At 67.0% G+C, this 21,796-nt stretch carries 15 protein-coding genes and 1 pseudogene; 7 read left to right on the top strand and 9 right to left on the bottom strand.

The window, feature by feature from the left end:
* The first annotated feature begins 110 nt into the window (after nucleotides 1-110).
* Complete coding sequence (locus WG899_RS09905) at nucleotides 111-1,733, top strand: ankyrin repeat domain-containing protein (protein WP_339595474.1); 1,623 nt, start codon at nucleotides 111-113, stop codon at nucleotides 1,731-1,733.
* A gap of 405 nt (nucleotides 1,734-2,138) precedes the next feature.
* Here the strand turns inward: WG899_RS09905 and WG899_RS09900 are convergent, their stop codons facing one another.
* Both WG899_RS09900 and WG899_RS09895 read right to left on the bottom strand, forming a co-directional pair.
* The gene (locus WG899_RS09900; RefSeq protein WP_339595473.1) at nucleotides 2,139-4,634 is read right to left on the bottom strand and encodes a hypothetical protein; all 2,496 of its coding nucleotides are present in this window, start codon (nucleotides 4,632-4,634) and stop codon (nucleotides 2,139-2,141) included.
* A 109-nt stretch (nucleotides 4,635-4,743) separates the two neighbouring features.
* Nucleotides 4,744-4,896: pseudogene (locus WG899_RS09895) on the bottom strand (hydroxypyruvate isomerase); the annotation flags it as partial.
* 138 nt (nucleotides 4,897-5,034) lie between these two features.
* On the opposite strand from WG899_RS09895, the gene WG899_RS09890 reads away from it, so the two are divergent.
* The gene (locus tag WG899_RS09890) at nucleotides 5,035-5,241 is read left to right on the top strand and encodes a hypothetical protein (RefSeq protein WP_339595472.1); all 207 of its coding nucleotides are present in this window, start codon (nucleotides 5,035-5,037) and stop codon (nucleotides 5,239-5,241) included.
* On the opposite strand, the gene WG899_RS09885 is transcribed toward WG899_RS09890, so the two are convergent.
* Nucleotides 5,227-8,196 carry an ATP-binding protein gene (locus WG899_RS09885; protein ID WP_339595471.1) on the bottom strand — a complete coding sequence of 990 codons (2,970 nt, stop codon included), beginning with the start codon at nucleotides 8,194-8,196 and terminating at the stop codon, nucleotides 5,227-5,229. The genes WG899_RS09890 and WG899_RS09885 overlap by 15 nt on opposite strands.
* A gap of 231 nt (nucleotides 8,197-8,427) precedes the next feature.
* Here WG899_RS09885 and WG899_RS09880 point away from each other — a divergent pair, with 231 nt between their 5' ends.
* From WG899_RS09880 to WG899_RS09865, 4 genes are all read left to right on the top strand, one after another.
* Nucleotides 8,428-9,108, top strand: a complete 681-nt coding sequence (locus tag WG899_RS09880) for a PEP-CTERM sorting domain-containing protein (protein ID WP_339595470.1) — start codon at nucleotides 8,428-8,430, stop codon at nucleotides 9,106-9,108.
* A 137-nt stretch (nucleotides 9,109-9,245) separates the two neighbouring features.
* The gene (locus WG899_RS09875; RefSeq protein WP_339595469.1) at nucleotides 9,246-9,944 is read left to right on the top strand and encodes a PEP-CTERM sorting domain-containing protein; all 699 of its coding nucleotides are present in this window, start codon (nucleotides 9,246-9,248) and stop codon (nucleotides 9,942-9,944) included.
* Nucleotides 9,945-9,994: 50 nt separating this feature from the next.
* On the top strand, nucleotides 9,995-12,772 hold the full coding sequence (locus WG899_RS09870) for a DUF7453 family protein (RefSeq protein WP_339595468.1): 2,778 nt from the start codon (nucleotides 9,995-9,997) through the stop codon (nucleotides 12,770-12,772).
* A gap of 212 nt (nucleotides 12,773-12,984) precedes the next feature.
* Complete coding sequence (locus tag WG899_RS09865) at nucleotides 12,985-13,674, top strand: PEP-CTERM sorting domain-containing protein (RefSeq protein WP_339595467.1); 690 nt, start codon at nucleotides 12,985-12,987, stop codon at nucleotides 13,672-13,674.
* Nucleotides 13,675-13,719: 45 nt separating this feature from the next.
* Here WG899_RS09865 and WG899_RS09860 read toward each other — a convergent pair whose 3' ends face one another.
* A complete protein-coding gene (locus WG899_RS09860; RefSeq protein ID WP_339595466.1) occupies nucleotides 13,720-15,423 on the bottom strand; it encodes a M14 family zinc carboxypeptidase in 1,704 nt (567 codons plus the stop codon).
* Nucleotides 15,424-15,652: 229 nt separating this feature from the next.
* Between WG899_RS09860 and WG899_RS09855 the strand changes: the two genes are divergently transcribed.
* A complete protein-coding gene (locus WG899_RS09855) occupies nucleotides 15,653-16,600 on the top strand; it encodes a M14 family metallopeptidase (protein ID WP_339595465.1) in 948 nt (315 codons plus the stop codon).
* Between the two features lie 50 nt (nucleotides 16,601-16,650).
* Here the strand turns inward: WG899_RS09855 and WG899_RS09850 are convergent, their stop codons facing one another.
* The 5 genes from WG899_RS09850 to WG899_RS09830 all read right to left on the bottom strand — a co-directional run bounded on the left by WG899_RS09850 (nucleotide 16,651) and on the right by WG899_RS09830 (nucleotide 21,720).
* On the bottom strand, nucleotides 16,651-17,409 hold the full coding sequence (locus tag WG899_RS09850) for a substrate-binding periplasmic protein (protein WP_444718835.1): 759 nt from the start codon (nucleotides 17,407-17,409) through the stop codon (nucleotides 16,651-16,653).
* Nucleotides 17,410-17,488: 79 nt separating this feature from the next.
* Complete coding sequence (locus WG899_RS09845; RefSeq protein WP_339595464.1) at nucleotides 17,489-18,265, bottom strand: LytR/AlgR family response regulator transcription factor; 777 nt, start codon at nucleotides 18,263-18,265, stop codon at nucleotides 17,489-17,491.
* 22 nt (nucleotides 18,266-18,287) lie between these two features.
* Nucleotides 18,288-19,460 carry a sensor histidine kinase gene (locus WG899_RS09840; protein ID WP_339595463.1) on the bottom strand — a complete coding sequence of 391 codons (1,173 nt, stop codon included), beginning with the start codon at nucleotides 19,458-19,460 and terminating at the stop codon, nucleotides 18,288-18,290.
* A complete protein-coding gene (locus WG899_RS09835; RefSeq protein WP_339595462.1) occupies nucleotides 19,457-20,593 on the bottom strand; it encodes a sensor histidine kinase in 1,137 nt (378 codons plus the stop codon). The genes WG899_RS09840 and WG899_RS09835 overlap by 4 nt, the downstream gene beginning before the upstream one ends.
* On the bottom strand, nucleotides 20,590-21,720 hold the full coding sequence (locus WG899_RS09830) for a sensor histidine kinase (protein ID WP_339595461.1): 1,131 nt from the start codon (nucleotides 21,718-21,720) through the stop codon (nucleotides 20,590-20,592). Before WG899_RS09830 ends, WG899_RS09835 begins: the two co-directional genes overlap by 4 nt.
* Between the last annotated feature and the right edge of the window lie 76 nt (nucleotides 21,721-21,796).

Below are 21,796 nucleotides of genomic sequence, written 5' to 3'. Positions count from 1 at the left end.
CCCGGACGGACGCGAGTTCAAAACCGCGTCCGAACCATCACTTCCTGGATTGACGCCTTTGTGCGGCCTGATTGCGCGGATCGCAGGCTTACCACGCATGGAGGTTTCCCTTGAAGACAAGCGATCACGGGGCTACGCCCCAACTGCCAGCCAAAGCCGATCTGCAGCAACTCAAACGCCAAGCGCGTGAACTGCTGCGAGCCTGGCAAGCCGCCGACCCAGTCAGCCTGGAGCGCGCCGCTCCTTATCAACGCTCTCACGCCCCCGAGCCACCCAAGCTGAGCCTGGCCCAATTGGTGATTGCGCGCGAGCTGGGTTTCCCAAGTTGGCCGGCGCTGCAAGCGGCGGTGTCGGCGCAAGCGCAAGCCCGCGAGCTGAACAGCGCGGCCCTGGTGCAACGCGTCTTGGCGCTGAGCCTGGGTCGCGGCTGGGACAGTCCCCAGCCTGAACGCGCCCTGGCCCTGCTGCAGCAAATGCAAGGCGCTTGCCCCAGTGAGTTGCGCCCCGCCCTGGCCTTGCTGCGCGGCGAATTGGACGCGCTCGAGAGCCCGCCCACGGCCGGGCAGCGTCTGCCGCCTTTCGATGCACCGGCCTTGGCCTATGTCTGCTTCTCCGGCCTGCATAGGCTCGGCGAGCCCTGGGCCAGCGGCCTGTTGCGCAGCGCCCAGCCCCTGCTCGCGCCGCTGAGCCCGGCCGCGCTGAATGCCTTGCGCATGCCCGACCCCGATCTGCCCGCTGAAGCCGACTCAGCCGATTCAGCCGAAGCGCCCAGTCTGCCGCTGCTCTACGGCGCCATCGCCCGAGCCCAAAGCCCGGCGCTTGCCGCCGCCCTGCTGGCCGCCGGCGCCGAGCCCAACGATGGCGAGTCGCTGTACCACGCTTGCGAAGACCCCGACCGGGCTCGCGCGGCACAGCAGATCCGCCAACTGCTCGCCCATGGCGCGCGCTGGCAGGGCACCAACGCCCTCTTGCGCTTGCTCGACTTTGAAGACCCCGCCGGCCTTGAATTGGCGCTGAGCCTGGGGGCCGATGTGAACGAAGCCGGCCCCGAGGGCGCGCGCGCCCTGCACCACGCCTTGCGGCGCGGCCGCTCCAGTGCGTGCTTGCAGCTCTTGATCACGCATGGCGCCGATCTCGCTGCGCGGGATGCCCAAGGGCGCACGCCCGCCACCTTGGCCGCGCTCTTGGGCGAGTCACAAGCGCTGGCTTTGCTGGCAGCCCAGGGGGCATTGCCTGAGTTGAGTTCTGAGTCACAGCGCTTTCTTGCCGCCTGCGCGGCCGCCGATGAGCCCAGCGCCCGGGCCCTGCTGCAAGCGCAGCCCGATCTGCTGAGTCAGCTCGGCCCACAAGAGCTGCGCCTGCTGCCCGACCAGGCGCAACGCAGAGCCAAGGCTTCGGTCGCGCTGATGCTGGCCTTGGGTTGGCCGATTGCCGTGACGGGAGACTGGGACGCCAGCGCTCTCAACCAGGCCGCCTTCAATGGCGACGCGGCCCTGGTGCAGCTGCTGCTGGACCACGGCGCCCGCTGGCAAGAGGTCAACGGCTTTGGCGGCGATGTGATGGGCAGCCTGCAGCATGCGGCTGTGCATCTGCCGCAGCCCGACGGGGACTACCTGGGCACGCTGCAAGCCTTGTTGGCGGCCGGTGCGCCTTGGCCCACGGACACAGAGCGGGAGGAACTGCCGCCACCGTTGCAGGCCTGGCTGGATGACTCGGAACCCAGCGCGCCCTGAGGTCAATCGCCCCCTGCGTGAGAATGCCTGTCGTCTCTATAGAACCTTGAACCCCTGAGGCGCAGAGGGCACGAGTTGGCTCGATACGGACAAGTATTCAAGCACCGAGCGGTAGCACGCATGCTGCCGCCGAAGTTCGCTTCGCCATAGGCGGTGTCGCGGGAGATCGGAGTTGGGGTTGACACGCTGGGGCGGCAGCGCCGAGTCGGTGGTGACCCCGTCGCCGCCCCAGTTGGCCAGCCACCGGATGAAAGGCATGGTCAACAGGACACACATGGTGGGCTCCGCGAAAAGGCTGCACCCGCAGTTGGTGAAGACGATGGATCGACTTTGTGCCGTAGCGATACGGGAATGCGGGGTACTGGGCAGGCGCTAGCACGGGCTGATCCATGGTGTCGCCCTCCCTCAAGGCGTGATGCGGTAGTTCATGCGGAGCGCCGCGCTGCCGCTGACGCCGGGGTTGCAGAAACCGCGCAGCAGGTACATGTCGAGCCGGTAGACACCGGGCGGCAACACCAAAGCCGTGGGGCCCACGGCGACGCTGGACGACAGGCCTTGGGCGCCACCACTCAACAAGGTGGCGATCCGCCCACCTGCGTGGGCCGTCACCCTGACCTCAGCGCCGACCGCGTAGTTCGCGCCGACCGCCACGCGCAAGTCGGCGTCCACCGTCAGCGTGGTCTCGCGTTCCACGGTAATGTCCACCAAGGCGCTGTAGTAGGTTTTCACGCCGCCCGCGGTGGGCTCCGCGGGGGTGCTGCATTCGATCCTGCCGGCCAGGCTGCCCTCCAGCGCCGACACCTGGTCGACCGTGCTCGCGGCCGCGCCAAAACTGTCGCCACGGGTAGCCGTGATGGTCTTGACCAACGGGGCCGCGTCCAGGCCCTGGCTCTCTTGCCTTTGTTTGACGACCGGAAAACCGCTCTGCGTTTCGATCTCCACGTAGCGCTGCGTCACCTGTGCCGCCGGCGTGGCTGCGGTGGTCTGCAGCGGCACGCCCAACTGCCAGCGCTGCCCACTGAGCAGCTTGGTCTGCACAAAGGCCACGAAGCTGATGGTGGGGCCACTGTCCACCGTGGCCAGCCAGGGGATGGTGAACTGCGTCTGGCCGGGGCTGGCCGCTTGTTCGCCCACCAGCGTGAGCACGTAGCTGCCGTCGTTGGCCGTGGTCTTGCGGTAGACGCGCACGCCCTGCACGTTGTAGCCCAGCAGCGGGAAGTTCACCTCGTCGGTGGCCAGGTTGAGTTGGAAGCTCACGTCGTCCAGCGCCTTGAAGCTGCGCTTGTCGATCTGGAAGCCGGCCGTGGGTGAACGGCCCAGCGGCACACTGGTTTCGAACTTGAGCTGATCAAGGACCAAACCCACCTGCGCGGCGAAGTCGCCCAGCGCTTCGGTGGGCGCCACTGAAGCTTCGAAGCTGAGCTTGTAGTCGGTGCCGCTGGCGGCGTCTTTGGCCTGGGTGTGTTCGCTGGCCAATGTGGTGGCGAACTTCAGGCCGGCCTGGCCTTCGATCGCGTCGAACTGCAGCGTGCTGGCGAACCGCGCACCCCCTTCAAAGTTGGCCCACACGTAGACCTGGCCGCTCAGCTCCAGCCGGTTGGCGGTGAACTCGGGCGCGGTGAGCGTGGGCGTGACGCTGCCGGTGGGCGTGATGCGGTTCAGCGATACACATTCGGGCTTGCAGTCGAAACCCAACACCACGTCGACCTGGACCTGGCCCTTGAGGTTCAGCGCCACGGCGTTCACAGGCAAGGCCCCTTCCAGCGTGAAGCCCACGCCCACCGGGAAGCCGGCACCGACGAACAGGCCCACGGTGGGTGGGATGGGGATGGGGACCTCGCCCAGTTCCAGCTTGCAGTCCACCTTGCCGGTGAAGGCGATCTTGGCCGTGGGTTCCAGTTCGAAAGCCACACCAGGCTGGCCCATGAGGCGCAGGGTTTGGCGCTGCTCGCTCCAGTCCAACTGGTAGCGCAAGGTGTCCAGACCCAGAACTTGGCGCTCGTTCTTGGCCAGTTCGATGCCGCCGGCCGCACCTTCGGCCGTGCAGGCAAAGCCGGCCACGCTGAACTCGGTTTCTGCCTGGGCCCGCACCTGGGGCTGCACGCGGCCCTCACCAGCGCCGGCGGCCAGCGCACGCTGGTGGTGGCTGGCCTTGACCTTGGTGCGGGGCGGGCCGGCCTGCAGGGGCAGGTCCAGCTTCAGTTGGAAGTGCGGCAGCAGGCGCTTCAGCGGCACCATGGCCAGCGTCAGCACCTGGCCGTTCACGGCCACCACCTCGCCGGCGATGGCCTTGCTGCCCTGGCCAAGCACCAGGCTGCCCACGGCAGGCGCAGCCACACCGGCCTGCAGCGTCACGGTGTAGGTGCTGCCCAGCTTCAGACGGCCTGCGGCCAGGGTGGCCGCGCTGGCCACGGGTTCACCGCTCACCTGGGCGTCGCTCAGTACCACGGTGCCAGGGGCGGCGGCCACCACCAGGGCGACGGCGCTTAGGCTGCGGCTGCCCACGGTCGCGGTCAGCACGGCGCTGCCGCTGGTGGACTGGGCCGTCAGCGTGGCGGCGACACCGGTGCGGCCGCTGGCGGGTGGTGCCACGTTGACCACGCCCGGCGCGCTGCTTTGCCAGCTAACGGGCACGTTCAACACCCGGCCTTGCGCGTCCAAGGCCTGCACCTGCAGCGCATGCTGCTGCCCGCTGGCGGTGAATAGAGGTGCCGCGCCCACCCATTGCAGGCGGGTGACAGCGGCCGGGTCGTCGGGAGTGGCTCCGCTGGCTGGCGGGGTGTCGCCACCGCCATCACCGCCGCCGCCTCCGCAGGCCACCAGCGCCAGTGTGACGAGAGTCAATGCACCAGCGCCCAGAAGGCGGCGCAGGCGGACAAAGAACTGGTGAGACAGGTGCATGGCGGGCCTTGTAGACGGAGACTGGAATGGGTGGCCATGCTGCCCGGCCACCGTCTCAACACCGTTTCAGAACCGCCCGCGCAACGCCCCTGATGACACCACGCGGGAGCGGCACACCGGCAATCTGGCAGTGGCCCACGCGACCGGTGGACAGCACCTGCCGGAACTTCATGGCCACATCGCCTTCGACGATCTGGCAGTGGTACAGGTCCATCAGCACCTTCAGCTTGGGCTCGCCAATGGCCTGCACGGTGCGGTGCGATGGATAGGGATAGGGATAGGGATAGGAAATTCAAGCGCCTCACAGCAAGTATGGCTGGACGACTCGGAACCCAGCGCACCCGAAGGCCGGCGCAAGCCTGAAACGCTGGCGAGACGGTACAGGCGCATGCTGTCGTTCATGGCCTCTCCCCCCGCCCCCACGGCCAGCTTTCTGCTGCGCGTGCTGGACCAGCGCGTCGAACGCGTGGTGCGCAGCTATGAGCTGATGGACTTGCGCAGTGGCCAGACCTTGCGTTTCAAATCACTGGGCGCGCTGCGCAAGCATCTGGCCCAGTTTGACGCCGACTCCGAGGCCAAGGCCGAGGCGGCCTCAGGCCAAGCTTGAAGCCTCCGAGACGGCCGTCTCCAGCGCGGCCAGCGCACGCTCCACCAAGGCCGTGAGGTCTGCGTCTACCGCTGGCTGGGTCGGCAGCGCCAAGCCGAGTTGAGCGGCCTCGTCCTGCAACTCGCGCCGCAAGGGCGCGTTCAACGCCGGCTGGCTCAACAAGCTCAGGCAAACCGCTTCGGCTTGCCTGAGCAGGCCCGCGCTGCGCGCCCAACGGCCATAGCCGGCCAGGCCCTCCAGCAGATTTGCAACATCACCCGCGCTGCGCGCCGCGCGCAGCGCCTCTGCCAGATGCTCAGCCGCCAGCGGCAAGCGCTCGCGGCGGCGTGCCAGTTCCGCCAAAAACAAAAGATTGGCAATGACCAGCACCCGGTCACCCTGTTGGCGCAGGCTCGTTTGCGCCTGTTCTGCGAGCGTCTGTGCGGCATCCAGCCGGCCGGCGCGCAGATGCAGCTCAGCCAGAATTTGCAGCGGAAACAGGCGCTGAGCGCTGAAGCCATGGGCATCGCAGACCCGCAGACTGTCCTCGAGCAGCGCTTGTGCCTCCTCGAACCGACCGTCCTCCAGCAGCAGCTTGCCCAGATTGTTCAGCGTCAACGTCAAGCTGTATGCATTGCCCAACTCGCGGTGAACCGCCGCCGCCGAGCGCCACGCGGCCTCGGCCTCGGCAAAACGGCCTTGCTGCTTGGCAATCAAACCGAGATTGCCGCCAAACACCGCTTGGCCCAAGCGGTCACCGTCTTCCACCGCCAAGGCCTGGGCATGGGCCAAAGCGGCTTGCGCCGCGTCCAGCCGGCCCTGCATCCACAAGGCCAGGCCCAGGGTGTTGGCATTGACCTTTTGGCCCTCGCGGTGGCCCAAGCTGTGTGCCCAGGCCTGCGCGCGGCGGGCCAAGGTCTCGGCCTCGGCGTAGCGGCCGGAGCGGTGCAGCAGCAAGGCCTTGCCGCGGGCGACCGCCGCCAGTGCCGCGCGCTCGGCGGGCAGCTCTTCGTCGAACACCGGCTCCACGCCCTCGCACCAGACCAGGCCGTCGGCCAAACGACCACTGCGCTCGAAGTGATTGCACAGCACCACGGCGATGTCAGCGATCAGGTCGGCCCGGCCGTCACTCAGCGCGCGCTCCCACACCGCCCGCGCCTCGGGCAGCAGCCCGCCCACCGTCAACAAGGCCTGACGTTGATCGACCAGGCGCCAGTTGGCCCAGACCAGCAAGCGCTGACGCACCGCCTGGGCATGACGCTCACGGGCCGGCCGCGCCCAGGCCGCTTGCTCAGCCAGCCGCACCGCCGCGAAGGCCCGCACCAACGGATGCAGCTGCCAGCGCGCGGGCTGATCGGCCTCGCCGCCTTGCGCTTCCAGCAGGCCCTGATCCACCAGCGCCGCCACTCGCGCCAGCGGCGCATCGGCCAGCGCGGCGGCATCGTCCAGGCCGAAGGGCGAAACAAAGAGCGAGAGGCTGGCCAAGATTTGCTGCGCCGCTCCATCCAAAAGGCGCCAGCTGCGCCACAGCGAGATGCCCAAGCCGCTGCCATCATCGGCATCGAGCGCCGCCACGTCCTGGCGCAATGCGGCCAGCACCTCGGAGGGCGACAAGAGCCGCAGCCAAGTCCCCGCCAGGCGCAGCGCCAGCGGCAAGCCGCCGACCTGCCGCGCAATCTGCATCAAAGCCGCCGCCTGCGCGCGGGCATCGAAGTCTGGGCGAGACTGCCGCGCCACGTCCACCAGCAGGCGCAGCGCCGGACTGTCCAATCCTTCGGCACCTGCGTTCTGCGGCGGCACCGCCAAGGGGCGCAGTGCCAGCAGTTGCTCTTGTGCACCGCCTAAAGCCTGACGCGAGGTTGCGAGCACGCGCAGCCCCGGCGCGACCTGCAGCCAGGCATCAATCAAGCGGCGCAGGCCCTCGCCATCCAACTGAAGCAAATGCTCGGCGCTGTCCAGTACGAGCAAGCCCGGCGTGGCCGCGTCGAAGCGTTCGGCCAGCAAGGCGCTGACTTCTGCCTCGGCATCACGGCTGGGCGTTTCGCCCTTGCCCAACACTTGCCGCAAGCGGTGCAGCAGCTCGCCCAAACTGCCCACATCTTGCAGCGCCAGCCACAGCACGGGTGCGGTGCTGGTGTCGGCCAGCGCCCTTGCCAGACGCGTTTTACCGACGCCGCCCAGGCCTTGCAACGTCAGGCAGCGGGCCGCAGCCAGACAGGCGCGAGCCTCAAGCAGAACGGGGTCATCGTGCCTGCCCGCACTCCGCTGAGGCGCGGCAGCACTGGGCAGCAAGCGCGCCAGCTCGGCGACCAAGGCCGCGCTCGGCTGCAGGCCCAGCTCGGCCTGCAGCCGTGCACTGAAATCGGCAAACACCTGGGACAACTCGGCATGCCGACCCTGCGCGGCCAAGGCATGCAGCCGCGCACGCAGCAAGTCCTCGTCGCCCGGATCAAGTGCCAGTTGGCGCGCACACAGCTCCTCAGTCTGCGCAGGCTCCTCCTGCAGCGCGCCGCGCAGCAGCGCCTCGCGCACCAGCGCCAGCCAATCGCGGCGCTCACCCTCGGCCCATTCGCGCACCACCGGCAGGCCACGAAAAGTCAAGCCCTCGGCAAAGCCTTGGCCGGCCCAGACGCCCAACTCCGCCCAACAGCCACCGCGCCGCGCCGCTTGAGCCTGGGCGCGGTCGCTCCCGCCGTTCCAGCGCAAGCGCCTGCGCTCGGTCTCCAACTGAGCATCCCCACCCCACTGGACTAACACGCTACGCAAACGGTGCAAAGCCACACGCAGGCTGCGCTGCGCATCCTCGCTCGATGCCTCGGGCCAAAACAGGGAGGCCAGTTCCTCCCGCCCCATCCAGTCGGCGCGCGTGCCCAGATAGACCAGCAAATAACTGGGCAGGGTGTCGGGCAAATCGGTCCGCTGACCGGCACATAGCAGATGCGGCCGGCCGATCAAGCGCAGTTCACCTAAAGACATCATGGCTTCCCTGAGTGTGTCTGTTTTTCCCGCACGATAACCGAACAATGCGCTCATCGAACCTTCCCCGCGGCCCGCTGCGCGCCTCCTTGGGGCTGAGCGGCAAAACAGCCCCCTACCTCTAGGGGGCTTGGAGCCGGAACGCTCAAATCGAGGGGCCGCTGAGACGGTGCTGAGACGTTCGCTTGCCAGCATGCCATGCGTCTACTTCATCGAAACAGGGACCATCCCATGAAACCCACCCTGAAAAGTCTCACCCTACTGGTCGCCCTCTGTTCGGCGGCCAACGCCCACGCCGCGAATGTGACTTACAACAATGAAGCCAGCTTCCTGGCAGCAGTAGGCAAGGTCAATGCTGAGACCTTCAACGCCTTCACCACGGACACCAACAACGACCTGCTTGGCGTACCAAAAACCCTCACTCTGAGCGGCTTCACGCTGAAGGGCGCCTGGAACGTGGATGCCCCAGACCCCGGCACAGACCCTCTGCGGACCGTTGATGGCAGCACCCATGTGCTCATCGACTTGGCCTGGGGCGGCGGGACCGAACTGCGTTTTGACGCACCCACCAAGGCCTTCGGCGCTTGGTTCCGCGGCGCGCCCACAGCCATCAAGGTGGACGGCGACAGCCTGGATGGCTTCGGCTCCTACCGCCACGTCGCTGAACTGCGCCCCGAGTTCGCCGCCGAGAGCGCATTGCAATTCATCGGTTTCACGTCAGACCAGACCTTCAACCGGCTCATCTTCCTTGGGAACGGCTGCTGCCGTTGGAACTTCGCCATCGACAACCTCAGCTACGCCGCCACTCTGGCACCCGTGCCCGAGCCCAAAAGCTGGGCGCTGATGGCGGCGGGCTTGATCGGCCTGGGCTGCTGGACACGCCGCCGCGCCGCCGCCAGCAGGCCAGACTGACAAGCGCACCGCCGGGCTCGGTGCAGTCCACCTGCTGCCGGATCTGATCCGCGACGGGCGGATTGCGTCGCAGTACATGCAGGGCCGTGTGTGAACGCGGCCCGTCCCTTGACAACAAACACCTCAAAGGAAACCCAATGAATTCCAACACACTTCGACATACCGCTCTGACATTCGCCCTGGCGCTGGCCCTGGCACCCGCCCACGCCGTGGAGACCATCGCCGTACCCGAGGCGGCCATCGAGTCCATCTTCGCCAATGCAGGCGTGTCCATTGACCTGCGTCTTTCGGCGGGCCGCAGCCTGGTGAATGCCAGTTTGCTGGACCTGAATCGCAACGAGTTCTTCGCGCTGCGTTCGACGCTGGGCTTGGGCGCTGCCAATCCCACCCTAGCCCTGGTGTTCGTGGACACCCTGAACTTCACTGATTTCAGCGCCAACCAGGATGCTGTTGCCGGCGTTGGCTTGGGGGCGACGGCCATCGAAGCCGCTGCCATGGAGAAGCTGTTTGGCGCACACGTCACCGCGCAGAGCCTGGGCTACAACCTGGGCCTGACCACGGTGGTGGGGTCGAACGGCAACCTGATGAACCCGACCTACCTGGACATCGCCAACAACCCGGCTGGCCTCACCCCGGCGCAGATCCAGAAGATCCTGCTCAGTCCACTGCTGCAGACCGATGCCAACGGCCAGCGCTTCATCGACATCCTGCCGGTTTATGTGACGGCCACGGCTGCGGTGCCCGAGCCTGAGAGTTGGGCGCTGATGGCTGCGGGCCTGATGGGTCTGGGTGCACTGCAGCGCCGTCGCCCTCGCACCTCACAGGCCGGCGCCTAAACACAGCAGCCCATCCGCGGCCCACGTTTCCAATGCAACAGGAATAGCCCATGAGCCCCCCCTTCAAAACCTCGCGCACCGCCCCGGAGCGCATGCGCCTGAACACCCTCGCCCTGGCCTGCCTGCTGCTGTCCGGCCCGGCCGCGCTGGCCGCACCCGCCGGCCGCACCACCATCGTCGTCAGAACGGGCGACAGCCTCAGCGGCTTGGAGGCTGGCACCACAATCAGTCAGGTGCAGGGGCCTCTCACCTTGAGCGAGGCCGGAGATCTCAGCTTCATGAGCATACTGGCCGGCAAAGCGGTCACCACCGGTAACGATCGCGCCTATTGGCAGGGCACGACACTGGCTGCTCGGGAAGGCGCCGCCGTCAACGGGCTGGCCAAGGGTCAGACGCTGTCGAGCTTTAACCCTCTGGGTGGCGGCAACTTCATGGGCTTCATCACCGGGCCGGGCACTGTGCTCGGCAACGAGGTGGGGCTTTGGTCCGGCGGACAACTGCAGGCGCGGACCGGCACGCCGATCACCAACGACAAGGCCGATCGCGCCGTCAACGGGCAACTGGTGCGCATCGACAACACCTGGCAAAGCCGCAGTGGCGCACTGCTGTACAGCGCGCCGCTGCAGAGCAGCAGCAATCCGACCGAACGCGCACGCCACAGCCTCTGGCGCGATGGCAGCCTACTGCGCCTCAGCGGCGATGCGGCCCCATCGCTAGAGGGCAGCTTCACCGAGTTCCTGCAGGCCGACAGCAATGCCACCGGATCGCTGGCCTTCGTCGCCAACCACAACGCCACCAGCCAGCGCTATGTTGACGGCGCAGCGGGCGTGGTGGTGCAGCAGGGCGTGTGGCGCGGCCAGACGCTGCTGGCCCGCTCGGGCGGCAGCGCGGCCGACACGGGGCAGAGGTTCATCAGCTTCAGCCAGGTGATGCTGGCAGACAACGGCCAGGTGGCCTACAGCGCACGGGTGACGCCAGATGCCTTCCGGGACAACAAACTGTCGATCTGGCGGGACAACGCTCTGGTGGCGCTGTCGGGCAGCGCCGTCAGCGTGGCGGGCCAGAACTTCCGCCTGGGCGACCCCGTCCTGCACGGCATTGCCCGCGACGGCGCGGTTGTCTACGAGGGCCGACTGACCGGCAACAGCGAAACACTGGACGCCTTGTGGCGCGACCAGGCTGTGCTGGCCCACACCGGCCAAGCCAGCCTTGCTAACGGCCTGCAGAACCTGACGATGGGCGGCCTGAGCTTCCGCGCACTGGCCAATGGCGGGCAGGTATTGATGCAGACACAGCTGGTGGGCGCTGGCGTGACTACCAGCAATGACCACGCCCTCGTGCTGACCGATGGCATCGAGCAGGTGCTGGTGGCCCGCACCGGCGACGCGGTGGGCAACAGCGACGTGGTGCTGCGTCTGGGGGCGGCGACCGTCAACGACAAGGGCCAGGTGGCCTACCAGACCGATCTCACCAAGGGCAAGGAGAACGCCTCCATCTTCACGCCCACGCTGCGCTGGCGCGGCAGCGGCAGCAGCGGCAACTGGAGCGACACGGCCAACTGGACGCTCGGCCTCAACCCGGCCGACGTGCATGACGTGGTGCTGGACGCCAACAGCCGTCTCACCGTGACCGGCCCGACTGGCACGGTGAGCGTGAAGACGCTGCAGCTGGGCACTGGCACTGGCACCGGCCTAGCCACTCTGGCCATGGCCGGCGGGCGCATCAACGCCGACAGCGTGCGTGTCGGCGCGCTTGGCGTGCTCAGCGGCCACGGCAGCTTCGACGGCTTCGTGCACAACCAGGGTGTGCTGCAGGTGGAGCATCTGCAGATCACGGGCGGGCTGGAGAACGCGGGCAGCGTACGCGCATCAACCGGCCTGGGCAGCCGACTTGAGGCCAGCCTCAATAACAGCAGCACCGGTCGCGTGCGCGTGGGCAGCGGCGAGCTGCTGCAATTGGTCGGCAAGGCACACCAGAACGCCGGCGTGCTGGAGGTCAACGGCGGCCGGCTGGAAACCACGGGTGACATGGCCAACGCCCGGGGCGGCATCGTCGATCTGAAGAACGCCACTGCGGTGGCCGACGGCGCCTGGCGCAACGACATCGGCGGCCGGCTGTTGATGAACGAAGCCCGCCTGAGCACCAGCAGCGGCCTGGCCAACGCCGGCCAGGTGCTGATCACGTCGGGCAGCAGCGAGTTCTTCGGTGCGGTGACGAACCAAAAGGCCGGCCAGATTCTGCTTTCCGGCCAGGGCACGACCACCTTCTACGACACGGTGGAGCTGCAGACCAGCAGTGAGCTGCGCACCTCGGCCGGCGCCACGGCCGTGTTCTTCGGCGCGGTGGCGCAGCGCAGCGGCGCGCTGCTCAGCGGCACGGGCTACAAGTACTTCGAAGGCGGGCTCAGCATCGGCAACTCGCCCGGCCTGGGAGAGGATGCAGGCAACGTCAGCTTCGGTCTGGGCAATGTCTACCTGGCCGAGATCGGCGGCAACGAGCTGGGAAGCAGTTATGACCATTACCGCGTGGCCGGTACGCTGACTCTCGGCGGCACGCTCAAGCTCGCCTCGTTCGCCGGCTTCAGCGGCCAGGCCGGGCAGAGCTTCGACCTGTTTGACTGGGGCTCGCTGCAAGGCGAGTTCAGCAGGATCGACAGCAGCGGCCTGCTGCTGGCCGAGGGCACGCGGCTGGACATCAGCCGGCTCTACATCGATGGGGTGATCGGCGTGACCGCTGTGCCCGAGCCGGGTAGCTGGGCGCTGATGGCGGCTGGGCTGCTGGGCATCGCGGCCTTACGCCGCCGCGCCAGCAACGGGGGCAACACCTGAGCCAATACAAGTTTGGCTCGAAGAGCAGGCACAAGGCGAACCGCCCGCTGCAAACCTCCTGAGGTCTGAACATCACAGTCGTCCCCTAGCCTTAGTGGATTGAGGCCTTCACGCCTCAAAACAGGCGTTCGTTGAAGCAAGCTTGCGACGGTCGCATGGCAGGATGGCTCTGTTGGTCCTGCCGCCACATCCCTTCGACTCCGAGGACGCCCATGTCACAGCTCAGCCATCCCTCCCCACTGCAAGCGCTGGCCCTGGCCGCTGCACTGGCCGCCAGCGCCAACGCCCAGGCGACGACACAGACCTACAGCAACGAAGCGCTCTTTCTGGCCGCAGTGCCTGGGCTCACGATGGAGAGCTTCGAAGCGCTAGACGGCACTTTGCTGGGCTCGGCCCCGGTCATCACACCGCTGCTGAGTCTGTCGGTTAGCATCCCCGGCATTGCGGTGCAGACCGGCGCAAACACGCCACAACTCGGCTACGACGCTTCGGCGTCCGACGGCAGCCACTATGTGTTGGTCTACGGTGGGGCCGTGGCGCCGGGCACACTGACCATCACCTTCGCCCAGCCGGTCACCGCCTTCGGCTTCACCAGTTCCGATATCGGCGACAGCTCACCCCCAGCAGGCGCATTGCGCCTGAGCACCAACACGGGCACCTACGCTTCGGGCGTGGACGTGCTGAGCCTGAGCTCCAGCCAGCCCAGTGGCGCGACGCAGTTCATCGGGCTGGCTCAGGAGCAAGCCTTCACCCAAGTGCGACTGTCCTTCGGTGGTTTTGACGACGCCTACGGGCTTGATGAGATCTATTTCGCCGCCGCAGCGGTGCCTGAGCCCGCGCAATGGGGCTTGCTGCTGAGCGGGCTGGGCCTGCTGGCTTGGCGGCGGCGCCCGACGCGCTGAGCCATGCCGCCGCCAGTCAGCCCACCGGATGGCCGGCGGACGGCGTCAATCCAGCACGACTTCCGTGCGCACCGTCCCCGCCCGCTCGGCGCTGGCGGTCAGCGCCAGCCGCGTGCCCTTGGGGGCGCGCACCACCCACTCGCCCACCGCCCGGTCGGCGGTCAGTTCGCGGTTCGGCAAAAAGGCCTGCTGTGAGTTCTTGGGCCCATGACCCTCCAACTGCGGGCCTTCCATCCGTTCCTTGCCGCTGACCAGGCTAACGGTCGGGTCCAACGCAGGCAGATGGATTTCGAACATCACCCCGCGCACCACCTTGCGCTCTAGCGCACGCTTGGTCACATAGGCCGGCAAATAGCCGCTATTGGCCACCGCCATGCGGATGCGCCAGCTGTCCGGGCCGAGAGCGCGCACCTCGGTGCGCAGCAGCTCCAGCTTGGGCAGGCTCAGGGCGATCTGGTTCATCCAGGCCGGGAAGCGCGCCGCCTCGCGTTCGCGCAGCGCCGGCGGCGGATTGCGCCAGTAGTTCATCTTGTCCCAACCGCCAATCTCGACGTCACCGAGCTGCGGGTGGTGAAAGGGCTTCCAGTCCAGATAGGCTTGGCCGCCGCATTGCTCGTCGCTCCACTTGAGCAGCTTCAAGTCGTCCTCAACCGGATGATCGCGGTACCAGTCGATCCACTTATAGCCCTCGACGCCCGCCTCTTTATTCGGCGACCACAGCTCAACCACCCAGAACAGAGCGCCCAGGTGCTCGTAGACCCAGTCCTGCGTGCCGGTGATGACCTCCTTGGGGTGGTATTTGAAGTCGTGCCAGATGCTGATGGCCGGGTAGCCGCTGTGCTTTTCACCGAGGGCCGAGAAGCGCTTATAGCTCCACAAGTCCTCGGGGATCATGTCATCGTCGCTTTGCGATCCCATGGGCCGCAGGATCACGCCGCTGTGGGTGTGATAGCTGATGGCCGCGCCGATATTGGGGTGCGCGGTGATGAAGTCGACCATGGCCCGCACCTCGGGCTCGCTGGTCGGATAGGGCCCGGCGCCGACCTGCTTGTACTCCTGCCGCCATTCACTGGGGAAGTTGCGATTCAGGTCCAGTCCTTCGCGGTCCTTGTTGACGGTCACCGTCAGGCCGTCATGGTTCTTGATGAAGCCTTCGGGCAGCAGGCGGTAATACTGGCCGCCGAACTCGCCCGGCTCGCGCGCCACCAGCAGGCGCGGCTCGTCCGGATGCTTCTTGTAGGTGCCATGCGGGTCGGGCACACGCATGCTGAGGATGCGGCCATCTCCGTCCACGTCCTCCGGCGTCAGGCCATCGACCGGCTCTTCGTCATAGGGATAAGGACGGGTCGAGGAACGGATGTGGCGCGGCCGGTCCGCCAAGGCCAGCTCGGCGCCGTCCGGGTTCAGGCGCGGCACCATGTAGACGGCGCGGGTGTCCAGCAACCGCGTCACCTGCGGGTCACTGCCGTAGCCGCTGAGCAGGTGGTGCAGGTAGTAGAGGCAGGTGGTCGAGGCGGTCAGTTCGGCGGCGTGGATGTTGCCGTCCAACCAGAAGGCGGGCTTGTCCACATCGGCGCCGGTGGCGGTGTTGGTCAGCACCAGCACCCAGATGTCGCGCCCCTCATGGCTGCGCCCGATGGAGCGCACCGACACCAGATTGGGGCAGGCCTCGGCATAGGCGAACAGCAGCGCGGTCAGCGGCTCGTAACGGTAGAACTCATCGAAACGGGGAGTCGGGAACGGAGCCATCGATGCTTCTTTGTTCGGGTGAAAACGATCCGGCCATTGTGCACAAAGGCCAGGGCTTGTGTCACGGTAACTCCCCGCCCCTCAAAGCAGTGCCCACGCACCCGGAGGGCGGACTAGGACTGGCAGAAGCATCTGCTCAAAAACGACAGGCCAGAGAGAAGCAAAATCGGCCGACCGGGCCCGCCGGTGTATCGTGCGGCGCATCTCCAAATTTACAGGGACAAGCCCCGTGACCGCAGCACCTTCAGTCGCCCCTTATCCGATCGGCAGCCCCGGCACCCCCTGGGGCGCAGCAGAAAAAGCAGCTTGGCTCGCCCGCCAGCGCTTGCAGCGCAGCTATGCCGACGAGGTGCTCGCGCCGCTGCAGGCCCATCTGCCCGAACACGCTGAGCTGATTCAGTACGGCGCCACCGACTACGCCCGCCTTGGCTTGGGCAGCTACCCCCTCTATGCCGTGCGCAGCCGCAACTGGCAACCCGAGCTGCCGGTGGTCTTGGTCACCGGTGGCGTGCACGGTTATGAAACCAGCGGCGTGCAGGGCTGCCTGCAATGGCTGGCGCAGCAGTTCGATAAGCACGCAGGCCGCGTCAATCTGCTGGTCTTGCCCTGCATCAGCCCCTGGGCCTACGAGACCATCAACCGCTGGAACCCCGATGCGATCGACCCCAACCGGCAATTCAAGCCGGACAGCCCGGCCGCCGAGTCCGCGCTCGCCATGGCCTGTGTGGCGGCGAACTGCGCACATGTCGACCTGCACGTCGATCTGCACGAGACCACCGACACCGACAACAGCGAGTTCGGACCGGCCAAGGCGGCACGTGACGGCTCGGTCTTTGAATGGCATGCCATCCCCGATGGTTTCTACCTCGTCGGCGACGAAGAACGCCCTGCGCCTGAGTTCCAGCAGGCGCTGATTGCGGCCGTCGGCCAGGTGACCCACATCGCCGAGGCCGACGAGCAAGGCCGCATCATTGGCACACCGCTGCAGCAGTTCGGCGTCATCAATTACGCCAAGCGGACGCTGGGCCTGTGCGGCGGCATCACGGCGGCACGCTTCGTCACCACCACCGAGGTCTACCCCGACAGCAAGACGGCCAGCCCCGCTCAGTGCAATGAGGCGCAGATGGCGACGATCACGGCGGCGATCGCCTACCTGTTGAAGGACGGCGCGGCCTGAATTTCAACCACCGCCGTGCCCTGATGCAGCGGCAGCGGCGAGCCGCTTGTTCAGCGCAAGTCTTCGTGCCGCAACTTGATGTCGTAGCTTTTGAACAAGCGCTCGATGCTGCCGTCGGCCCGCATGGCGCGGTGCACGTCCCGCAACCGCTGCTGCTCGAGCTCGGTCACGCCGCCGCCCGCGGCGAGCCAAATTTCACCGGACTCGAGCATCAAGCCGACCTGAAAGTCAGCGGTCTTTCGCCCGCTGACTCGCACCATGTCCAGGGTGATTTCCTCACTCGCAAAGATGGCGTCGGCATGGCCACGCTCTAGCTGCCGCAGGGTTTCTTCCACGCTGCCGGCCCAGACCAGTTGCTCCTCGCTAAAGCCGGCCCGCAGCAATTGTGCGGCGCTGGGGGCACCGCGCAGCACCGAAATACGCAGGCGCCGAGCTTGCTCCAGCTGCGTGATGCGCGCCTGATCGGCCCGGTTGATGAAGACGAAATGCTGGACATACAGCTTCACCAACCATTGATACTTGGCCTCCCGTTCGGGTGTGCGGGTCAAGGGCAGGACCAAGATGCGAGGCTGACTGCTGGACAGCAACAGCGCTCGCGCCCAAGGGAAGAACTCCGTCTTGGTCGGCTGGCCGATGCGCCGCAACAGCTCCTCCGCCAGTTCAACCAACACGCCGGGCCGGTCTGCCGGCGGGCCGGCGGCAAACGGCGGCAAATCACCGGTGACCAGGCGCAATGCGGCGGGCGGCTGCGCGCGTGCACCCGGATGCACGCCCGCCAGAGCCAAGCCTCCGGCCCCCATGATTCCCAAGCAACGTCTTCTTATTTGCTCCATGCGATCCATCATCGCAGCTTGCGACTCGGCTCACAACACGGCAGCAAAATACCCGCTACTGCCCCTTGAACAAACCCTGGAACTGGCGCGACACCGGCAGCTTTTCCTCGCGGCCTTTGAGCGTGATGTGCATGGAGTTTTCGTCCACGCGCACGGCACTGGCGATGTGGCGGCTGTTGACCAGCACGCTGCGGTGCACCTGCCAGAACAGTTCCGTGTCCAAGGTGGTCAGCAGCTCCTTGAGGGGAGTGCGGATCAGCGCCTCGCCGCCGTCGAAGACGACCCGGGTGTAACGGTTGTCGCTCTCGAAATAGATCACGTCCTCGGGCGCGATCAGCTTGATCTCGCGGCCCAGCGAAGCCTGGATGGGCCGCGGCTTATGCGGCGCCACGGCGGGCAATAGCTGCTTGAGCAAGGCGTTCAGGTCGGGGCCCTTGCCGCCTTCTTTTTGCAGCCGGGTCTTGAGCCTCTCGATGGCTTGGCCCAGGCGGGCGTCGTCCACGGGCTTCATCACATAGTCGACCGCGCCGGCGTCGAAAGCCGACAAGGCGTGGTCACCAAAGGCGGTGACGAAGACCACCTGCGGCGGACTGGCGGTGGCGGCCATGCGGCGGGCCACTTCGATGCCGCTCAGGCCCGGCATGCGAATGTCCAGAAAGCAGACCTGCGGCTCATGGGCCAGGAAGTCGTCCCAAGCATCGACGCCATGCTCGCTGGCGGCGACGATCTGCAGCTCGGGCCAGAGCCGATGCAGCGCGGCGCGCAGCTGCTCGCGCGGGCCTTCTTCGTCGTCGGCGATCAGGGCGGTGATGGCAGGTTGGGCGGTGTTCATCGAAAGTCCTCGCAAAGATCGTTCAGGTTTGTTGTTGGGCTTGGGGCTGCGTGCGGCGCACCCGGACCTGCGCCCGGCAGCCCCCCTCGCTGCGGTGGCTGAGGCTCAGCTCGGCCTGGTCGCCAAAGGCTTGCCACAGGCGCAAGCGGCTGTTCTGTAAGCCCAGGCTGGCTTGGGCATCGCGCAATATGGCGGCCGGGTCCAAGGGAGGCAGCTGCAAGAGCGCATCCGAGGGCCCGGGGCCATCGTCCAGCACCTCGACGCACAAGCCGCCCTCGGCCGGCAGGTAGGCGCGCAGCTGCAACTCGCCGCCACTGAGCTGGGGCTGCACGCCATGCTCGACGGCATTCTCCACCAGGGTCAGCAGCACACCGGGCGGCAACTGGGCGGCGGCCGCGTCCGGGGCGATGTCGAGCACAAAACGCAGGCGCCCGCCCAGGCGGGCCTGCATCACCTCCAAGTAGCGACGCACGGCCTCGGCCTCTTCGCCGACCGAGAGCAAGGGCCGGTCGAACAAGGGCAAGGTGGCCCGCAAGTAGGACGTTAGCGACTGCAACAAGGGCGCGGCGCGGTCATCCTTGACCGCCACCCAATGCTGCAGCGAGGCCAGGGAGTTGAACAGAAAGTGCGGCTGGATCTGGGCGCTGCTGAGGCGCTGGGCCAGCTCCAGCTTCTGCTCGCGCAGGGCCTCGTCGTGCAGCCAGTCGGCCATGAATTCATTGCGCCACATGGCCACGGCCCAGATGGCTGTGGCGTAGAGAAAATTCAAAGCGAAGGTGCGGACCAGAAGCTCATGGTTCGACGGGTCTTGCAACCATTGCAGAGGTTTGTCGGCCATGAAGACGCCAATCGGTGCGCCTAACAGCAGGCCACTGATCCCATAAGCCCGGTAGAGGCGCTTCTGAGTCGGGCGCCGCCAGAGATCGGCGCCAAGCCACAGCGCCAGCAAACCCGACAGCAGCGCCGAGGCGAACAAGAGGCGTGCGCTGGCCTGTGGCAACTCCAGCGAAGCGATCCAGGCAATGGCCAGCATGTTGACCGAAGCGGCCACCTTGATGGTGGGCGAGATGCCCGGCAGGCGCTCCAGGCGCTGCCACTGCTCGGGCGTGAAGCGATGGCGCGGGCCCAGCATGAAGACCAGGCGCCAGTCCACTTCGCGAAAGAAACCGCGCAGGTTTGCTATCAAGTTTTTCATGAAGGGATGCCCGTTTCCGGCGGCCATGGCAGCAGTAACTCGGCCACACAGCCGCCCTGCTCACCGTTGCGCAAGCTCAGCCGGGCGGCCTCGCCATAGGTCTGCGCCAGACGCAGGCGCGAATTACTCAGACCCACGCCGCGGCCGGCGCCGGCGGGTGGAAGCGGCTCCGACAAGCCCGGGCCATCATCGATGACTTGCAGGCGCAAGACCTGGCCCCCTCCAGACTCGCCCTCGCGCCGCGCTTCGATGCGCAGCAGTGCGGCGCCCAGCTTGGGCACCACGCCGTGCTCGATGGCGTTTTCGACCAGAGTCAGCAGCAGGGCTGGCGGCAGCTGGACGGCGCGCAGCGCCTCAGGCACCTCGATCTCCACCTGCAGGCGTGCGCCCAGGCGCGCCTGCATCACCGCCAGGTACTGACGCACCGCCTCCAGCTCCTCACCCAGGCTGAGCTGCCGGCGGTTGAACAGCGGCAGGGTGGCGCGCAAATAAGCCGTTAGCGCATCCAGCAAGGGCGCGGCGCGGGCATCGCCCTGGTGTACCCAGTGCTGCAGCGAAGCCAGGGAATTGAAAAGAAAGTGCGGCTGGATCTGCGCCTGCGCCAGCTGCGCTTGAGCGGCCAGCGCCAGCTCGCGCTCGGCCAGTTCGCGTTGGCGAGCGCTGATCTGGTGGCGGCGGTACATGGACAGAAAGCTGATGCCACCCAAGACCATCAGGCCCAGGCCGAGAAACATCAGGCGCAGCCATTCGCTCTCGGCGCCCTCGGTGCCATGCTTGATCAGCAGGGCGAACAGCACCATGGCGATGGCGCAGCCCAGGGAGCTGCGGAAGATGCGCTCGGAGCTGGGCAGGGCCCAAACCCAGCGCGCCAGCCAGGCAAAGCCTGCCGCGGATGAGCCCAGCATCAGCAGCAGCAGGCCGCGCGCGGACGAGCTCTGCACCGGCCAGACCGACAGCAAGGTCAGCAGGGTCGAGGTGAAACCCAGCGGCCACCAGAGGGCCAGGCCACCCAGGGGCTGCAGGCCCAGCCGACGCATGGCGGCCTCGTCGGGCAGGCGATCGCTGGCGCTGTCGCAAGGCATCAGGCGGCGGCGCGTGGCGCGCCAGAGCGAGGCCACGGCGGCCAGGCTCATGCCGACGCTCCCGCGGCAGGCCAGGGAATCTGCACCTGGGCCAAGGCGCCCGGTGCACGCGGCAACAGGCGCAGGCTGGCTTGATCACCGTGCAGTTGGCGCAGGCGATCGCGCGAGTTGCTCAGGCCCAGGCGCTCGACCGGCTCGGCGCTGCTCAGGCCCATGCCGTCGTCCTCCACCTCCAGCACCACCTGCTGCTCCTGGCGCCAGGCGCGCACGACCACGCGGCCGCCGCGCAGGGCCGGCTCGATGCCGTGGCCGATGGCGTTCTCGGCCAGGGTCAGCAGCAGGCCCGGCGGCACGGTCACAGCGTCCAGACCAGGCTCGATTTCCAGCTCCCAGCGCAGGCGCTCGCCCAGGCGGGCCTGCATGACCTCCAGATAGCTGCGCACGATTTGCAGCTCCTCGGCCAGGCTCAGGCTCTCACGCTCGAACATGGGCAGGGTGGCGCGCAGGTACTGGGTGAAAGCGCGCAAGGTGCCACCGGCGCGCGGGTCTTGGGTGTCCACCCAATGCTGGACCGAGGCCAGCGTGTTGAAAAGAAAATGCGGCTGCATCTGCGCCGTGGCCAGGCGGCGGGCGAGTTGGAGGGCATGGGCTTGCTCGTCGAGCTCACGCAGGCGCGCCTCGATCTGCTGCACCCGAATCAAGACCAGAAAAAACCAGGAGGTCATGGCCAGCACCACCGCCGCCACAAAGGCCAGCATCACGCCCTTCGTTTCGGAGCTGCTCAAGGACGGCCCCAGACCCAGGGGCTGAAACTTCAGCAATATCAGCGAGCCCAGCATCAGCACGACACAGGCCACCGTGGACAGATTCAGGCGCGTGCGAGTCGGTTGCCGCCACAAGGACTTGGCAACCCACAGGCTGCCAAAGCTCAGCCCCAAGGCCGCCAACACCACCCAAAGGACCAGGCTGCGCGTCAGCAGGTTGTAGTTGATCGCCAGCAGCACCACCACATTGCCGTAAACGTAATGGTCGATCGAGTCGGGCCAGGGCTGATCACCGGCGCGCGCCATCTCGTCAGCGCTGAAGATCCGACGCGGACCGGGCCAGACCCATTGGCTCCAATCGAGCTTGAGCTTTTGGGCATCCTTATCGGATGGAGGTGTGGAAGAGCATCGCATGGTTGGCAGTCTAGGCCAGCACCGACGGCGCGGCCGCGCTCAAGCGGCGAATGGCGGAACACGGCGGCGAATGGGC

It is taken from the genome of Paucibacter hankyongi, from assembly GCF_037482915.1.
Classification (GTDB): Bacteria; Pseudomonadota; Gammaproteobacteria; order Burkholderiales; family Burkholderiaceae_C; genus Paucibacter_A; species Paucibacter_A hankyongi.
Note: the sequence above shows the minus strand (reverse complement) of the source record. Positions and strands in the feature narration are given on the sequence as shown.